Genomic DNA, 16899 nt, shown 5'->3' on the forward strand with positions numbered 1-16899 from the left:
GCTTTCGTAGGAATTTTGTTGTGCCTTTTCAACATTTAAGTGCTACATCTTCCTTATGACGCATTAGGCTGTAAAATGTTGCATGAATTGCTAGTTAACATATTAATACTAATGAAAAGTAATGTTACAAAATTGTGAATGACCTGTTCTTCATCAAGTAAGTTCAATACAAATTATTACCAAAAAACAATAAAAAACTGTTTTAAAAACTACTTCAAAAAAAGTAGCTTTTAAAAACAGTTTTAGCAATTAGCGTACTTCAACCCAACCATTTTTAATGGCTGTTACAACTGCTTGTGTACGGTCATTCACATTCATTTTTTGTAGAATACTTGATACGTGGTTTTTAACTGTTTTTTCAGAGATAAACAGTGTTTCACCGATTGTACGGTTTGATTGACCATCTGTTAATAATTGTAATACTTCACATTCACGCTTAGTTAGCAAATGGAATGGACGACGAATTTCAGTTTGATGGAAGTTTCCTTTATTTTCATGTTCTGAAAGTCGTTTAAATTCTGCTACTAGGTTTTTCGTTACTTTTGGATGTAAATAAGAACCGCCGTTGGCAACAACTTTAATCGCCTCAACGATTTCATCTGCATCCATTTCTTTTAACATATAGCCAAGAGCACCTGATTTTAATGCATGCGTAACATATGTTTCATCATCATGTATAGACAGCATAATCACTTTTGCATCTGGAAATTCAGTAATTAACTCTGCCGTTGCTTCTACTCCGTTTTTGCCTGGCATGTTAATATCCATAAGCACTACGTCTGGTTCGTTTTCAGCGTATAACGTAACCACATCTGTACCATCGTCACCTTCTGCTACTACATCAAACGTATCTTCAAAATCTAAAATGCGTTTTACTCCTTCGCGGAATAGCTGGTGATCGTCTACAATAATAATCTTTGTCATTTGTCCTTTACCCCCTAAATTTCTGCAACAATTACATCATTCAGTTTTTAACGGTATTTTAAATAACACCGTCGTACCTCGATTGATTTCACTACTAATGGTGATAGTACCATTTAATATTTCAATCCGTTCTTTCATTCCTAATATTCCAAAGGAATGATCTTTCACTACTTGTGGGTCAAAGCCTATGCCATCATCTTTTACAACAATGTTGACGGCATCTTTTAACCATTCAAGCTTTACCCAAATGTCTTTACACTTACCATGCTTCATGGCATTTGTTACACATTCTTGTACTAATCGGAAAATGGATACTTCATAATTTGAAGGTATACGTTTTTCTGTACTTCTCGATTGGAAATGAATTTCAACACCTGGATTATATTCAGTCACTGTCGATAAATACTTCTTTAATGTCGGAATAATTCCCAAGTCATCAAGTGCCATTGGTCGTAGATCATAAATAATACGTCGCACCTCAGATAAAGCATTACGTACCGTTTTCTTTAAATCGGCAATTTCAGCCAAAGCCTTTTCAATACCTTTTTCACGATACGTTCTATCTATTAAATCAGTGCGCATAAGGACATTTGCAAGCATTTGAGCAGGTCCATCGTGAATCTCTCTTGATAAACGCTTACGCTCTTCCTCTTGAGCTGCAATAATACGTATCCCAAAATCCTGTTTCATTTTTGCTTGTTCAAGGGCTAAACCAACATTTCTTAAATCTGAAGTTAAGTAATTCAAAACGACATTTACCTGATTAACAATATGATCAGCACGTTCAATCGTATCGAGTAATCCTCTTAATCTTCTCTCTAGATCATCTCTTTTATCCCGTAGCTGTTTTTCTTGTGTTCTAATAACGGAGAGCTTTACTTGAAAATCATGTGCAGTTTCATATGCTTCTCTAACTTGTTCTTCGGTATAATTATCAAAAGCTTTACTCACTAGCACAAGTCGTTGCTTAGCAAGCTGCGTACTTTTTTCCAATGCATCGCCATCATCAATTACGATTGATATTTGTTTTCGAACAATTTCCAGCTCTTTTTGCATATCTTCAAAGCTTCTGCGGCTTTGTTCACTTATAATAAAGATATCATCCTTTGAGCTCATGATTGTATCTAACATCCGATTAAAAATGTCATCAAGCGACTTTAAATCGAAGGTATCATTTGAAAACATAGTATACTCCCCAGTCTAATGTCTTATGATTACTTACTAATTTAATAGACTAAAATCACATATTCCATAGTCTACACCTATTATAGCATTACCATGCTAAAATTTAATGCTTTTTCTTCATGAAAATTATAGAATAGAACTCTAGTTAAAAGGAGATTGATACGAATGAGAGAAAACTATTTAACAGTAAAAGGATATGGTGAAAGCGAAATTGTCATTTCCAAATCTCGCTTTCTCACTTATATAGAACGTGCAGAAACGGAAGAGGATGCAATTTCTTTTATAGATGGTATAAAAAAATTGCATCCTAATGCAACACATAACTGCTCCGCATATATTATTGGAGAGCATGATCATATTCAAAAGGCAAATGATGATGGGGAACCTAGTGGTACTGCAGGCGTCCCTATGTTAGAGGTCTTAAAAAAACAAGGATTAAAAGATACGGTCGTTGTTGTGACCCGCTATTTTGGAGGCATTAAGCTCGGTGGTGGTGGTCTTATTCGTGCTTATGGAAAAGCAACTACAGAGGGATTAATTGCTGCACAGATAGTTGAACGTAAATTGCATCATTTCATGAAAGTAGCTATTGATTATACATGGCTAGGAAAAGTCGAAAATGAAATAAGAAGTTCATCATATTCTTTAGAGGAAATACGTTATTTGGAAGGTGTTGAAATCATTGTATCTGTGCTAAAAGAGGAAGAAGAACAGTTCCGAAGTTGGATAACAGAAATGACAAATGGACAGGCTACCATCACTTTCGAAGATGCTCAATTTGTAGAATTTATTGTCAATTAAATAGTTTTAATTGTCGAAACTAAATATGCATAGTATAATTTTTTTGTTAAGCTATTTTATTGTCCACACAATTACTTAGTTAAAATTGAATAAAATTTAGCTTTATCGCATTATTATTCCCAATAATTAGAGGAGAATATATTTATTATGAAAAAAAGATCTATTAGTCCGACTAAAAAGAGGTCTTCTAAAGCTTCATTAATTATAAAAGTTACACTACTCCTTGTTGCAAGCTTGGTGATTTGTGTAACGGCTTATGCTGTTTACCTTACAAAACAGGTAGAGCATGCTGCAGACTCAGCATATGAGGAGTTAGAAGGTCGAGAGGTTTCAACGCAACGTGTAGAGAAAGTAGAGCCTGTACAAGACAATGTCTCTATTTTATTTGTAGGTGTTGATGATAGTGACAATCGAGGGCAAGGTTCGGATCATTCACGCTCCGATGCACTCGTTTTAGCTACATTAAATAATAAAACCCATACAATTAAAATGCTAAGCATTCCTCGAGATTCATATGTTTATATTCCTAAAGTAGGTTATAAAGATAAAATTACTCACGCACATGCTATGGGTGGAACGCTTACTACTATTGAAACAGTAGAGGAACTATTTGATATTCCTATCAATTACTATGTACGTATGAATTTCAACGCCTTTATTGATGTAGTCGATGCTTTAGGTGGTATTGAAGCTGAAGTACCATATGCTTTACATGAATTAGATGAGTTTGATAAGTTTACAATCAATTTACAGCCAGGGTTACAGCATTTAAATGGTAGTCAGGCCCTTGCCCTTGCAAGAACTCGTAAGCAAGATAGTGATATTGAGCGTGGTAAACGTCAACAGGAAATTCTTACTTCGATTATTAAAAAAGTCGCTTCTGTTAAGTCTGTTACGAAATATGATGATGTCATTAAAGCTCTTGGTGATAACATGAAAACAGATATGACATTCACTGAAATGAAGTCCTTCTTATCTTATTTATCAAAAGGTGCACCACGTATCGATTCCTTAACATTAGATGGCACGGATGATACATCTACAGGTATTTATTATTACCAGTTAAATCAAGATTCTGTGGAAGAAACAAAAGAGATTTTCAAAAACCATCTTGGCCTAAATGAACAATCATCAAGTCTAACAAGTGGCAATACTGGAACAGATAGTGCTGCTAGCAGCGATGACAATTCAGTTACTGAATAGACCTTTCAGACCATAGACAAACAACTTGTCTATGGTCTTTTTATGTGGCTTCTCCATTGATTGACTACCCTTTTCATTTACCTCTCCTAGTAATCGATAAACAAGTTTATTTAAGTTTACCTTCTATTCCATTCCCTATATATAATCGGTTTAAAAGAATTTCTCAGTGTCTAATGACTTTAATAGTAACCCTATTTAACAACAAAAAAGCAATCATACAAATTGTATGATTGCTTATATTTTATTTACTAAATATCCGTACAAAATTTAATAATGGTTTATAGTTTTTACCAGCCAACCCGATGACCTCTACAAAGATTTCAATAGCTGTTAGGATGACCGCTACAAGTAATATAGCTCCCCAAACCTTTGCCATAGAGAAAATGATAGCTGCTAATCCAAACATTACTGCAATTCCGTAAATAATTAGGACTGTTTGTCGATGTGTAAAGCCCATATCAAGTAATCGATGGTGTAAATGTGATTTATCTGGGTCAGACCATTTCTTTTTCATGCGAACACGACGAACAATCGCAAAAAATGTATCAGAAATCGGAACACCAAGGATAATAATTGGGATGATTAAAGCTACGAATGTAATATTTTTAAAACCAAGTAACGCTAACACAGAGATCATAAATCCTAAGAATAATGCCCCTGTATCACCCATAAAGATTTTTGCTGGGTGGAAATTATAAAATAAGAAACCAAGTGAAGCTACAGCTAAGATGGCTGCTAAAGCTAAAACAAACACATTGCTCATAATAAATGCCATGACAGCTAATGTAATCAGTGCAATCGTAGAAACACCTGCAGCTAGACCATCAAGGCCGTCGATTAAATTAATGGCATTCGTAATACCGATGATCCAAATGATCGTTAATGGAATACTTAATAAACCAAAGTCTAATGTACCTAAGAAAGGTAGATTAACCATTTCAATTTCAATACCGCCTACAAAAACAACAATCAGTGCAGCAACTAGCTGACCAAGCATTTTTGCTTTCGCAGAAATCTCACGCATATCATCAATAACACCTGTGATTACGATTATACAAGCACCAATAATGATAGCTAATAAAGCCTCATTACTACCATGTTTTGTATGAACTAAGAATGAGTATAAAATCGTCACGCCAATAATAAAGGCAAGGAAAATGGCTAAACCGCCAAGTCTTGGCATAATTCGAGCATGTACTTTTCGATAGTTTGGTGCATCAACTGCACCTATTCTAAACGCTAAACGTTTCACTAATGGAGTTAACAAAATGGATGCAACAAACGCTGCTATTAAAGACACGTAAAGCATGTCTCTCCTCCTCAAATAAATAATCTACATTGAAATCCAAATTGATTATAGCATGAACAAGCATTGAAATATACTTTTTCTAAACATTTTCCACGATTTCACAAATATTTTGTACATTTTAGCATTAATAGATTCCTATATAGTCAATTGTAGTCACCATAAGTAAAATTTGATAGAATAATGGTGTGTCTAGCATGTAGACAACATTAAAGGAGCGTATATTTCATGTTCTCAATTTTCAAAAGTAACAAAGAGCAAACTAGTGCTCGTCAATTAAAACGCTACTACAAAATAGTAGATCAAATTAATAATCTTGAAGAAAAATATGTTAACAAGTCAGATGCCGAATTACGAGAAATGACTTTTATTTTCAAAGAGCAATTAGAACAAGGTGAGCCTCTTACATCGATTATCCCCGACGCATTTGCTGTTGTACGCGAAGCCTCAAAGCGTGTATTAGGAATGCGTCATTTTGATGTGCAGCTTATCGGTGGTCTAGTATTAACAGAAGGTAATATTGCTGAAATGCCAACAGGTGAAGGTAAAACTCTAGTTGCCTCCCTTCCCTCTTATGTGCGTGCATTAGAAGGTAAAGGTGTTCATGTCATCACGGTTAATGATTACCTAGCAAAGCGTGACTATGAGCTAGTTGGTCAAATCCATCGTTTCCTTGGCTTAACTGTAGGTTTAAATGTACCGATGATGGAACCTGGTGAAAAGAAAGAAGCCTATAACGCAGATATTACATACGGTGTAGGTACTGAATTTGGCTTCGACTATCTACGTGACAATATGGCCTATAGCTTAGCAGATAAAGTACAACGTCCTTATCACTTCGCTATTATCGATGAAGTAGATAGTGTATTAATCGACGAGGCTAAAACACCTTTAATTATCGCAGGTAAAATGCCTTCTAATGAGGAATTACACCGCATTGCTGCTATGTTAGCCAAACGATTCAAGAAAGATGAAGATTATGACTTTGACGATGAAACAAAGGCTACTTCTCTAACGGATAAAGGTATTGAAAAGGTTGAGGCTGCCTTCAATATCGATAATTTATATGACTTAGAACACCAAACACTCTTCCATTACGTAATCCAAGCAGTACGTGCACATGTTATGTTTAAGCGCGATGTTGATTACATTGTCAAAGAAGACAAAATCGAGCTTGTTGATATGTTTACAGGTCGTATTTTAGAAGGTCGTTCACTTTCTGATGGCTTACATCAAGCGATTGAAGCGAAAGAAGGCGTAACGATTACAGATGAAAATAAATCAATGGCTCAAGTAACAATTCAAAACTATTTCCGTATGTATCCAAGGCTTTCTGGGATGACGGGTACAGCAAAAACACAGGAAAAAGAAATTCGTGAAGTGTACGGCATGGAAGTTGTGCAAATCCCAACAAACCGTCCGCGTCAGCGTATTGATCAGCCTGATCTTATTTTTAGCACACAGGAAGCAAAATATAAGTATGTTGCAGCTGAGGTTAAAAAACGTCATGAAAAAGGCCAGCCAATTTTAATTGGGACAACATCGATTTTACAGTCTGAAACTGTAGCTGACTATCTGAAAAAGGAAAAATTAACATTCCAATTACTTAATGCAAAAACAGTTGAACAAGAAGTTGAGCTTATTTCACAGGCAGGTCAAAAGGGTCGTATTACGGTAGCGACAAACATGGCTGGTCGCGGTACAGATATCATGTTAGGTGATGGTGTACACGAGCTTGGTGGTTTATATGTAATTGGGACAGAAAAGCATGAGAGCCGTCGTGTAGACAATCAGCTACGTGGGCGTTCAGGCCGTCAAGGTGATGTAGGTGAAAGCCGCTTCATTCTCTCTATTGAAGATGATATGTTCCGCCGTTACGCAAAAGAAGAAGTAGAAAAATTCTCTGCAAAAATGATTGTAGATGATAAGGGTATTATTCAAAATAAAGAGGTTCAAGAGCTTATTGACCGAACACAACGTATCGTTGAAGGTTCCCAATATGGCATGCGAGAATATAACCTAAAATTAGACGATGTTATCAATGACCAACGTACCGTTCTTTATGGACTTCGTGACAAAATTTTAGGTGGAGAAGATTTATTAGATCAATTAAAGCAAATGTTATATGAAACAGTAGACTTTGCAGTTCGCGATGCTACACCTGATGATATTCCACCGTTTGAATGGGACTATGATGGTATAGAGGCAACTTTAAATAGTCTCTTCCTATCTCCTATTACAATTGATAGAGAAGTTGGAAAGGTTATACCTATTTTAGACTCCCTACAAGCCCCTGTAGATGAGTTAACTGCAAAAATGGATACGTTTGCTCAAAATGAACAAGTAATAGATGTCATCCCTCAGATCATGTTAAGCAACTTAGATAGTGGTTGGATTAAGCACTTAGAGTCTATGGCTCACTTAAAAGAAGGAATTGGACTTCGCCACTATCAACAAGAAGATCCTATGCGTATTTATCAACGAGAAGGCTTAGAATTATTCGCTAAAAACTTCCAAGAATTACGCCGTACGATCATTATAGAAATTATTGGATTTATGAAAACAATCGAAGCGCAACAGGAGGAGCAATAAATAATGGGCTTATTTTCATTCTTTAAAAAATCAGACAAAGTTGGTCAAGAAAATACTATTGACTCAAAGGACTTACTAGGAAACACTTCTTCACATGACAGTAATGAGGATATTATTGAAACAAAACTTTCTTTCCACCCAGATTGGGATGTACCTCAGGAGCAAAAATACATCTTTAACTTCCTTGCTAATGAGCTAGAACCATTAAAACCAAATCAATTATCTCTTTCTTCAATTAGTATTGATGAGGATCGCTCTGGAAAATGGCAAGTACGAGCATTTTTCCGTTCTTCGCTTTCTGAAGCCATTGAACTTGGTGAAATCGAACTTTTTATCATGGATAAAAACGATAAGCTTGTAGCTTCTAAAAAATTTGATTTTAAAGCACTTGGTACAATCCCTGCGAAAAGTGCTCGCCCTTGGGTATTTGAATTTGAAAAGTCAGCTATTAAAATTGATGAGATACCAGAAGAAGGCTGGAAATTGGCTTTTAATCTAGTATCATTACGTGACCATCAACTAGAATTAGACCCTACCTGGGAAGAACAGTTACCAGCAGAACAAAAAGAGGAACTTGCCAAAATTGTTAAATCTTTACCCAAATTAGGGGAAACTGAAGTAAACTTTACAGGTTTGCAAGCTAAATTTATGAATAATGGCAGCTTAAATGTCTCTATATTTATTCGTAATGGTCATAATAAGGCTATAAACTTGGAACAACTACCTCTTGAGATTATTGATGCGAGAGGAAAACAAATAGCAAAAGGTTCATTTAAAATGGATCCTATCTTAACAGTTCAGCCTAATTCAACAAAGCCATGGACATTTATTTTCCCTGCCCAATTAGTAAATCCAAAAGGTGCTGACCTCTCTCGTTGGACAGCGCGTGTAACACAATAACCTAAAACCCCCTTTCTGTTTTAGAAGAAAGGGGGTTTTGTTAAAAGCGATTTTTGCCCAGACAAAAATCGCTACTTTTTATTTCACACTATCAAAACGTTTGTAGGCTACTAATTTAGAAGACCAGTAAGAGTACGTAACATCCGAAACTTCTACACCATCTGTACCCGCATGAATGAATTTATTATCACCGAGATAAATTCCCATATGAGAAATACCTTCTTTATACGTATTTTCAAAGAACACTAAATCGCCAGGTACTGGATTTTCTACATGAGTAGTATTACCGTAAAAATAGCCCTCACTGCTTGCTCTTCCTATTTTTAAACCACCTTGATTGAAGGCATAAAAAATAAAGCCACTGCAATCAAGCCCTACAGGTGTATTTCCACCATATAGATAGGGTGTACCAACCAATGTATTGGCAACTTCAACTGTTTTGTTATAAATTGCTTGTCCATTAGCTGTAGGATCTTTCGCTGTTACTTTTGATGGAGTGCCCGTACCTGAAGTCACATTATTATGTATAGAATCACCATCGGGTATCACTGCAGCTGAAGAAAGCTTCAGTACTTGTCCAACAAAAATTGTGTCTTTTTCAAGCTTATTCCAATCCATTATATCCTTAATTGTCACATTATATAGCTTTGCAATTTTTGATAATGTGTCACCCTTTGCTACTGTATGAGAACTAGTTGCTGGTTTTCCAGATGTTGATGGAGTGGCGGGCTTTACTCCCTCATTCGTTGATTGTTTTGGAATCTCAAGCTTTTGAGCTACATAAATCGTATCTTTCGATAGATTATTCCACTTCATAATATCCCCAATCGTGACTTGATGATTTTGGGCGATTTTCGTTAAAGTATCTCCTTTTTGTACAGTATATGTTGCTGCTTCTGCTGTTTGTAATGCTAAAAATGAAGTTGCTAAAGTACTTAGAACAAGAATTCTCCATTTTTTTGTCTTTTGCATACCAAAGTGCCTCCGTTCGTGCTAGAATATTCCCTTGTGTGTCTATCATACTAGATAACTATTGCATGAAAAATCGGAAAAACTGACTATTTTTCAAACATTATAGGAAACTTATAGAATACGACGAAATCCGACTATATTGAAATATTGTTTTCATTGCAAGATTAGTGTTCCTATGATAACATACACTTCTGTATTTAAAATTTTTAGAAAGTTTTAGCTTTTCAATCTTAAAGGAGTTAATATACTTATGAAAAACATCTTGCATTTCATCAAAGGAAATTTAGCAGTAGGATTACTACTATTTGCCTTGTTCTTGGGTGCTGGTAATATTATTTTCCCACCATTATTGGGCCAACAAGCAGGTGAAAACGTCACTGTAGCCATGATTGGTTTCCTTATAACAGGTGTTGGTCTACCATTGTTAGCGATTGTTGCTGTTGCCAAAGCAGGAGGCGATTTACAACTGCTTGCTAACCGTGTTAGTCCTGCTTTTGGGGTGATTTTCACCTCCATCGTCTACTTAGCAATTGGACCGTTCTTTGCTGTACCACGTACTGGGTCTGTGTCCTTTGAAATAGGCATTGCGCCATTTCTTTCTGAAGGTATGAGAGATCATTGGGCGCCACTTTTTATCACATCTATTGTGTTTTTCACGTTAATTCTATATTTATCTATTAATCCTTCGAAGCTCGTTGATCGAGTAGGTAAAATTTTAACACCTGCGCTGCTTTTCGTTATTTTATTGCTTGCTGTTAAAAGTTTCATCTCTCCTATGGGTGAACCAGGAGAAGCCGTAGGAAACTATAAGGTGTCACCTTTAGCTGAAGGCTTTGTACAAGGTTACTTAACGATGGATGTTCTAAGTGCTCTTGTTTTTGGTATCGTCATTTTACAGGCCTTGCGTGATATGGGTATGAAAGATACGAGAAAACAAGTAAAAACAACGATTTTTGCAGGGGTCGTTGCTGCAATAGGGTTATCCTTTGTCTATATCTCTCTAGGGCATATTGGTAATACAAGTATCAATGCAATCGGTATTTCTGATAATGGCGGAAATATTATTGCAAAATCAGCTGAGGTGCTCTTTGGAAACCTTGGAAGCATTATTTTGTCTGCGACTATTTTACTAGCTTGTATATCCACAGCTGTTGGTTTATTAACTGCTAATGCACAATTTTTCCATAAGCTATTCCCTCAAATTTCATATAAAACGTTTTTAGTTGTCTTCACTATTTTTAGTACAGCTATTACAAATGTGGGACTTTCAACAATTATTAGTGCGTCACTACCTGTTCTATTAATCATTTATCCTTTAGCTATGGTATTGATGGTCTTGTCACTAGCAGATCATTTCTTTAAAGGTGGACAAATTGTTTATATTTTAGCGCTCGTTCCAACTTTCCTTGTCAGTCTATATGATGGCTTAAAACAAATGAAAGTTGAAATTACACCTTATGAAACTATCCTAAAGGCATTGCCAATGTATGAACAAAATTTAGGCTGGCTTTTACCAGCTATTGTTGGTGCATCAATTGGTTTTATTATTCATAAATTGATAAAAAAATAATTTAGAAGAATCTACTTGCCCATAGTGACAAGTAGATTTTTTTTCTATCTCATATAAGTCCACCACTATGGCTATGGCTTCATGTATAATAAAAATCAGATACTCAATTGCATAATGTAACCATCCATTTAATACCTAATAATGATACATTCTATTTTGAGTTCTAGAAAAGAGGTGTCCAATGAAAAAGTTACTATGGTCATTCGTATTTGTTCTAGGCTTCTTCCTTCTCCCTTTTACAACTACTATCGCTGCTGAAAATGATCCACAGCTTATCAAGGAAATTAAGGAGATTGTGAAAGATACTTACGTTGGAACAATTAATGGAAACTTAGAGAAGGCTACATCCATCTCAGAAATCATGAGTATGCTTGATCCTTACTCAACCTACTTCACTAAGCAAGAATTTGAAAATTATATGAATAGCATTAACCTATCTACTATAGGTATAGGTGTGGTGATTGAAGAACACGAAGATGGAATTCATATTTTACAAGTAATCGAAGGCAGTGGCGCCTTTGAGGCTGGTGTTCAGGCTGGAGATATCATTATTAGCGTTAATAGTGAATCTATTATCGGGCGTTCTACACAAGAGGCCTCTTCCCTTTTAATTGGTAATGAAGGGACTAGGGTGGAAGTTACATTAAAGAATAGTGACGGTTCAAAAACTACCAAAACTATTACACGTAAGAAATTCACATTACCGAATGTACAAACTGACCTACTATTTGGAAATGTGGGCTATATTTCGTTGGCTTCCTTTTCAGAGGATGGTGCACAGCTTGTTAAAAATGCGCTGATAGACTTAAAAAAACGTGGTGCAACATCGTTCATCTTAGATTTACAAAATAATGGTGGAGGTTATGTGACAACAGCTGAAGAACTAACAGGATTATTCCAATCTGCTAAAGTTGCGTATTTATTAGAAGAAGCACATAACTCTTATACCATCCCAGCAGTTCAACAAGACACAAAGTTTCCTAAAGATACCCGTATTCTTGTAAACCGCTATAGTGCCAGTGCTTCTGAAATGCTTTCCGCATCACTGAAAGACCAGAAGGCTGCTATTTTATACGGAGAAACAACCTATGGGAAAGGTGCTATGCAAGGCTTTTACACATTACAGGATGGAAGCTACTTAAAGCTTACAGTTGGTAAATTTACGGGTCCTGCGGGTCATACTATTCATGAAGTCGGCGTTAAGCCAAATGTTCAAACCACAACAGCCCCTATTTTCCAGGCACATTACGATGCATTAAAGGAGAAATATCCTAAATATAAACAACTTTCCACGGTAAAAAATATAGCAGATACACACAAATTTACAGTGAAAATTCCTACAGGGCTTACTTCTCAAATTGCTAAGAGCAACATTCAACTGGCTGCTTTAGGAGCTAAGGAAATACCCGTAGCAGTTAAAATTGAAGGTCGTTCAATAACTGTTACACCTAAGAGTGCTTTATCACCGAATCAGGAATATATGCTACTTATTCACCCAAAGAGCAAAGATCACAAAGGCTACTATCAGCATATAAAAATAAGCAATTAAAAAAACTGTCATCGATAATAAGTATCGATGACAGTTTTTTATATTACATCTTTGGTTTTCCAAAAATATAATTGTACAATATCATTTGCAAGTTCTGCAGGTAACCTTTTTTCTTCTAATAAATTCGTAATGATGAGTCTTTCTATTGAGCCTACTAAACTATCTATCATGATTTTTATATCCACACTATACAGTTGTAGATCTTTGTCACAATCATGCAGATAAATAAGGTGGATCAATTGCTGTGTCATTTGGTTTTTCACCAATTGTGCTTGCTTGGATTCAATAAAACCTATTTTTGTTAATTCAGGATTTTCAATTATGTATACGAACAAGTTCAATAACTTTTGCTCTAATAGCGTGATAAAACCCTGTAATCCATATTCAATAATGTCAGTTGACTTACTATTCATTACTGCCAAGAATCCGCTTTGAAATTGCGCATTCAAATCGTTATAAAGGGCATCCTTGCTTTTAAAATAGAGATAAAAAGTAGGCTGAGTTACATTGGCAGCCTTTACAATGTCACTAATTTTTGTGTGATGATAACCTTTATCAGAAAATAGCTCTATCGCTTTTTCAAGTAATAGTTGTTTACTTTGTTCGCCATTTGAATTAAATTTTCTGCCTCTTGCCATACTTTCCACCTTATCTTAGTTTAGAGTAGTCATATTCCCTTTTATATTGTTTATATAGACACACTATTCTAAATCAAAAGTAACTTTAAATTCACAAAACGTACATAATTTAATATTGATTATATACCATTTTATTATAATACACCCTGTTTTTTTTTACTATAAACTACTATTAATATGATATTTAAATTGAAAAATGAAAAAGTGGATATCTAAGAATCACTTCAAAGAATACCCACTAATAAATTATATTAAAATAATAATTATATATTTTAAGTCCTAAATACCATTATGCCTATGCGCAAATTAAGACATATACTAATTAACATAAAGCAAATCTTTTATTTTGAAAAGTCCTTTTTTTTTGAAAAAAATTTTTAATTTAAATTTTTTCCATGAAAAAGTCAATGACTGCAATAGTTTTATCTCACTAACAGGCTTTAAAAAATATTTTTTCTGAAAATCAAACCATTTTACTTTTCAAAAAAAGTGTTATAATCGCCAAGAATTTAAAATTTTCATTTTTGGAGGCATATAATGGTATTACGTGACTTTTTCATTTACTTATCCGAGAACAAATTATTAAACAGCGCTGCACAAAAATATGGTTTGAAAATGGGTGCGCAAAGTGTTGTTGCTGGCACAAGTTTACCAGAAGTTGTGCAATCGATTAAAGAATTAAACAAGGCCAATATTTCTTGTACAGTCGATAATCTAGGCGAGTTCGTCTACGAAAAATCAGAGGCAATTGCTGCCAAAAATAATATTTTAGCTGTTGTACAAGCTATTCATGATGAACAGCTTGATGCACACATCTCTCTTAAACCTTCACAATTAGGTTTAGATATTGATTACGCATTTTGCTATGAAAACTTAAAAGAAATCGTAGCTCTTGCACATCAATATAATATTTTCGTGAATTTTGATATGGAAAACTACGAGCGTTTACATAGCTCTTTTGAATTATTAGAGGAATTACACAAAGAGTATGATAACGTAGGGACAGTTATTCAAGCTTACTTCTTCGAATCAGAGGAAAATATTGAGAAATATAAAAACTTCCGCTTACGTATTGTAAAAGGTGCTTATAAAGAACCTGAAAATGTGGCTTATCAATCTAAAACTGATATTGACCATAATTATTTAAAACTAATTGAATATCATTTGCTACATGGTAAATTTACTTCGATTGCGACACACGACCATAATGTGATCAACCATGTAAAACAATTTGTGAAACAACACAATATTCCAAATGAAAAATTCGAATTCCAAATGCTATATGGTTTCCGTAAAGAAATGCAGCTAGACCTTGCTCGTGAAGGTTATAATTTCTGCACATACCTACCATTCGGAAATGATTGGTACGGTTACTTTATGCGTCGTTTAGCTGAGCGTCCACAAAATGTAGCACTTGTGACAAAACAAGTGTTTAACAAAAAAACGAACATGGCAATTGGCTTAGGAGCAGCAGCATTTGCGCTTGGTCGCCTTTCGAAAAAAGGAAAATAATTAGACAAGCTTGAAGCTATCCATCAGTTTCGTGTTTTTATCCTTCAGTTAGATCGTTCCATCCTGCACTTTCGGGAACCTATCCAAAAAAGCGAAAACATGGTTAATCAATGTTTTCGCTTTTTTTATTGAGCTTATAGTTTTTAACTCGATACTGTAAACTTTGTCGACGAATCCCCAATGCAGCAGCCGTTTTGGAGATATTTCCTTGATGAAAATCCAATGCCTTTGAAATATAGTACTCCTCTACCTCTTTCATATAGACATCTAATGGTCGAATATCCTGTTGATTTTTAATGACAAACAAGTCACTCGTAGAAACCTCTTTTTCCGTCTCCTCACAAGAGCTTTGGATTTTCCATTTGAAATGCACTGGCAGCATATGTGATTCAACTATCGTTTCATTGGTGATCAATGAGGTTATTTCATCCAGCAGGACTTCTAATTCCTTTAAATTTCCTGGCCAATCATATTTTAAAAAAGTATCTCGCACTTCTTCTGAAAGCCCGTGAATAGATGAACCAAAGCTATCACGATGTCTTTTGAAATAATCATCGATAAAAGGCATAATATCTTCTTTTCTTTCTCGTAAAGGAGGTACATAAATCGTAATACCTGAAAAAAGTCTGTAAAGCTTTTTGGATAGCTCATGCTTTTGAATCAAATCAATGGGATCTTTGCCAACACTAGCAATTAAAACATGCTGATGATTAGGGTGATTATTAAAAAGTTCAACAATCTTTTCTTGTGCTTCTAGAGATAAATATTCAATGCGCTCAGCAAAGAAGGTTATTTTCTCCTTTTCCACAATATATTTTTCAAATTGCTTTAATACCGTTTTCTCATCTCGACGGCAAATTAAAGCAATAAACATATCATTTTGCACCTTTAGATCATGATGGATTCCCTCTGCAACCATATCAATCCCAGTCCCTGATTCCCCTATTAACACAACAGGCATTCTACTTAGCGCCACAATTTTTGCTTTTTCAATGACATCCTTCATGACTGGTGATACAGCCGTGATGATGTCAAATGTCAATGGAGCGCCATACCTTCTCAATGGCTGATACATCATGAATTCAAGCTGTGTAATATCTCGGGCAAATTCCACAGCGCCTATTAAAGAGCCTTCATAGTGCAACGGATAAATATTGCTTATGTAGGTCACTTCTTGATTTTTTTTATTCCAATACGTTTTTTTTATATTGTGCACTGGCGTTTCAGAGCTGAGGACCTTATAAATATCGCTTTTTTCGATTTCAAAATCAATAATCTCTAAGGCTCGCCTCTCCTCAAATTCATCCTCATTAACGCCTTCTAATTCTCTCATTTTTTTATTGTAAATAAGCAATTTGCCCTCTGTGTCTACCACACAAATTCCCATATCGCCTTTTTCAATGACGTATTTATAAATACTTAGTAGTACATTGTTATCCATTTTGTCCTCCTGTATTCCATTAAACTTATTCTAACACCAATATGAAAAGCAGATGCAAAAATTAAAAAAGTTTTAAAATTTGAGTTGATTAATGCCAAATTATATTGCATTATATAATTAACACAATCTTAATAGGTGCATAATCATTTGGCACCACTTATACCTGGGAGGAAACTGACATGATTCCATACAAACACGAACCATTCACAGATTTTTCACAAGAGGCAAACTACAATGCTTATGTAGAGGCTTTAAATAAAGTTGAAGGTTACTTAGGTCAAGACTACCCACTAATTATCGGTGGCG

General features: G+C 35.1%; 13 protein-coding genes. 7 read left to right on the forward strand and 6 right to left on the reverse strand.

What is annotated here, in order from left to right:
• Positions 1-249: 249 nt before the first annotated feature.
• Positions 250-924, reverse strand: a complete 675-nt coding sequence (locus tag RCJ95_RS11795) for a response regulator transcription factor (RefSeq protein WP_004227590.1) — start codon at positions 922-924, stop codon at positions 250-252.
• Positions 925-960: 36 nt separating this feature from the next.
• Positions 961-2109: a sensor histidine kinase gene (locus RCJ95_RS11800; RefSeq protein ID WP_221679434.1), complete on the reverse strand. Its 1149-nt coding sequence runs from the start codon at positions 2107-2109 to the stop codon at positions 961-963.
• A gap of 165 nt (positions 2110-2274) precedes the next feature.
• On the opposite strand from RCJ95_RS11800, the gene RCJ95_RS11805 reads away from it, so the two are divergent.
• The gene (locus tag RCJ95_RS11805; RefSeq protein WP_446722342.1) at positions 2275-2910 is read left to right on the forward strand and encodes a YigZ family protein; all 636 of its coding nucleotides are present in this window, start codon (positions 2275-2277) and stop codon (positions 2908-2910) included.
• A gap of 147 nt (positions 2911-3057) precedes the next feature.
• On the forward strand, positions 3058-4113 hold the full coding sequence (locus RCJ95_RS11810) for an LCP family protein (RefSeq protein ID WP_257521162.1): 1056 nt from the start codon (positions 3058-3060) through the stop codon (positions 4111-4113).
• Positions 4114-4354: 241 nt separating this feature from the next.
• Here RCJ95_RS11810 and RCJ95_RS11815 read toward each other — a convergent pair whose 3' ends face one another.
• Positions 4355-5422 (reverse strand): glycosyltransferase family 4 protein, encoded by a 1068-nt coding sequence (locus tag RCJ95_RS11815; protein WP_004230902.1) that lies wholly within the window; start codon positions 5420-5422, stop codon positions 4355-4357.
• Between the two features lie 225 nt (positions 5423-5647).
• On the opposite strand from RCJ95_RS11815, the gene secA2 reads away from it, so the two are divergent.
• Positions 5648-8011, forward strand: coding sequence for an accessory Sec system translocase SecA2 (secA2, locus tag RCJ95_RS11820; protein ID WP_446722343.1), 2364 nt, complete (start codon positions 5648-5650; stop codon positions 8009-8011).
• Positions 8012-8014: 3 nt separating this feature from the next.
• Positions 8015-8911 carry an accessory Sec system S-layer assembly protein gene (locus RCJ95_RS11825; protein ID WP_257521160.1) on the forward strand — a complete coding sequence of 299 codons (897 nt, stop codon included), beginning with the start codon at positions 8015-8017 and terminating at the stop codon, positions 8909-8911.
• 78 nt (positions 8912-8989) lie between these two features.
• Here RCJ95_RS11825 and RCJ95_RS11830 read toward each other — a convergent pair whose 3' ends face one another.
• Positions 8990-9883 (reverse strand): C40 family peptidase, encoded by an 894-nt coding sequence (locus tag RCJ95_RS11830; RefSeq protein ID WP_257521159.1) that lies wholly within the window; start codon positions 9881-9883, stop codon positions 8990-8992.
• Between the two features lie 250 nt (positions 9884-10133).
• Here RCJ95_RS11830 and brnQ point away from each other — a divergent pair, with 250 nt between their 5' ends.
• Positions 10134-11453, forward strand: coding sequence for a branched-chain amino acid transport system II carrier protein (brnQ, locus tag RCJ95_RS11835; RefSeq protein WP_221679422.1), 1320 nt, complete (start codon positions 10134-10136; stop codon positions 11451-11453).
• A 181-nt stretch (positions 11454-11634) separates the two neighbouring features.
• Positions 11635-13002: a S41 family peptidase gene (locus tag RCJ95_RS11840; protein WP_446722344.1), complete on the forward strand. Its 1368-nt coding sequence runs from the start codon at positions 11635-11637 to the stop codon at positions 13000-13002.
• Between the two features lie 38 nt (positions 13003-13040).
• Here RCJ95_RS11840 and RCJ95_RS11845 read toward each other — a convergent pair whose 3' ends face one another.
• The gene (locus RCJ95_RS11845) at positions 13041-13640 is read right to left on the reverse strand and encodes a TetR/AcrR family transcriptional regulator (RefSeq protein WP_446722345.1); all 600 of its coding nucleotides are present in this window, start codon (positions 13638-13640) and stop codon (positions 13041-13043) included.
• Between the two features lie 537 nt (positions 13641-14177).
• Between RCJ95_RS11845 and RCJ95_RS11850 the strand changes: the two genes are divergently transcribed.
• Entirely contained in the window at positions 14178-15152 is a 975-nt protein-coding gene (locus RCJ95_RS11850; RefSeq protein WP_446722346.1) for a proline dehydrogenase family protein, read from the forward strand.
• A 103-nt stretch (positions 15153-15255) separates the two neighbouring features.
• On the opposite strand, the gene RCJ95_RS11855 is transcribed toward RCJ95_RS11850, so the two are convergent.
• Positions 15256-16593, reverse strand: coding sequence for a helix-turn-helix domain-containing protein (locus RCJ95_RS11855; protein ID WP_446722347.1), 1338 nt, complete (start codon positions 16591-16593; stop codon positions 15256-15258).
• Between the last annotated feature and the right edge of the window lie 306 nt (positions 16594-16899).

This window comes from Lysinibacillus sp. BSL11 (assembly GCF_052928325.1).

Bases quoted from the DNA above. Each gene is read 5' to 3' on its own strand.
- RCJ95_RS11850 (WP_446722346.1), top strand. From the start codon at position 14,178: ATGGTATTACGTGACTTTTTCATTTACTTATCCGAGAACAAATTATTA.
- RCJ95_RS11810 (WP_257521162.1), top strand. From the start codon at position 3,058: ATGAAAAAAAGATCTATTAGTCCGACTAAAAAGAGGTCTTCTAAAGCT.
- RCJ95_RS11855 (WP_446722347.1), bottom strand. From the start codon at position 16,593: ATGGATAACAATGTACTACTAAGTATTTATAAATACGTCATTGAAAAA.
- RCJ95_RS11815 (WP_004230902.1), bottom strand. From the start codon at position 5,422: ATGCTTTACGTGTCTTTAATAGCAGCGTTTGTTGCATCCATTTTGTTA.
- RCJ95_RS11800 (WP_221679434.1), bottom strand. From the start codon at position 2,109: ATGTTTTCAAATGATACCTTCGATTTAAAGTCGCTTGATGACATTTTT.
- RCJ95_RS11805 (WP_446722342.1), top strand. From the start codon at position 2,275: ATGAGAGAAAACTATTTAACAGTAAAAGGATATGGTGAAAGCGAAATT.
- RCJ95_RS11795 (WP_004227590.1), bottom strand. From the start codon at position 924: ATGACAAAGATTATTATTGTAGACGATCACCAGCTATTCCGCGAAGGA.
- brnQ (WP_221679422.1), top strand. From the start codon at position 10,134: ATGAAAAACATCTTGCATTTCATCAAAGGAAATTTAGCAGTAGGATTA.
- secA2 (WP_446722343.1), top strand. From the start codon at position 5,648: ATGTTCTCAATTTTCAAAAGTAACAAAGAGCAAACTAGTGCTCGTCAA.
- RCJ95_RS11845 (WP_446722345.1), bottom strand. From the start codon at position 13,640: ATGGCAAGAGGCAGAAAATTTAATTCAAATGGCGAACAAAGTAAACAA.
- RCJ95_RS11825 (WP_257521160.1), top strand. From the start codon at position 8,015: ATGGGCTTATTTTCATTCTTTAAAAAATCAGACAAAGTTGGTCAAGAA.
- RCJ95_RS11830 (WP_257521159.1), bottom strand. From the start codon at position 9,883: ATGCAAAAGACAAAAAAATGGAGAATTCTTGTTCTAAGTACTTTAGCA.
- RCJ95_RS11840 (WP_446722344.1), top strand. From the start codon at position 11,635: ATGAAAAAGTTACTATGGTCATTCGTATTTGTTCTAGGCTTCTTCCTT.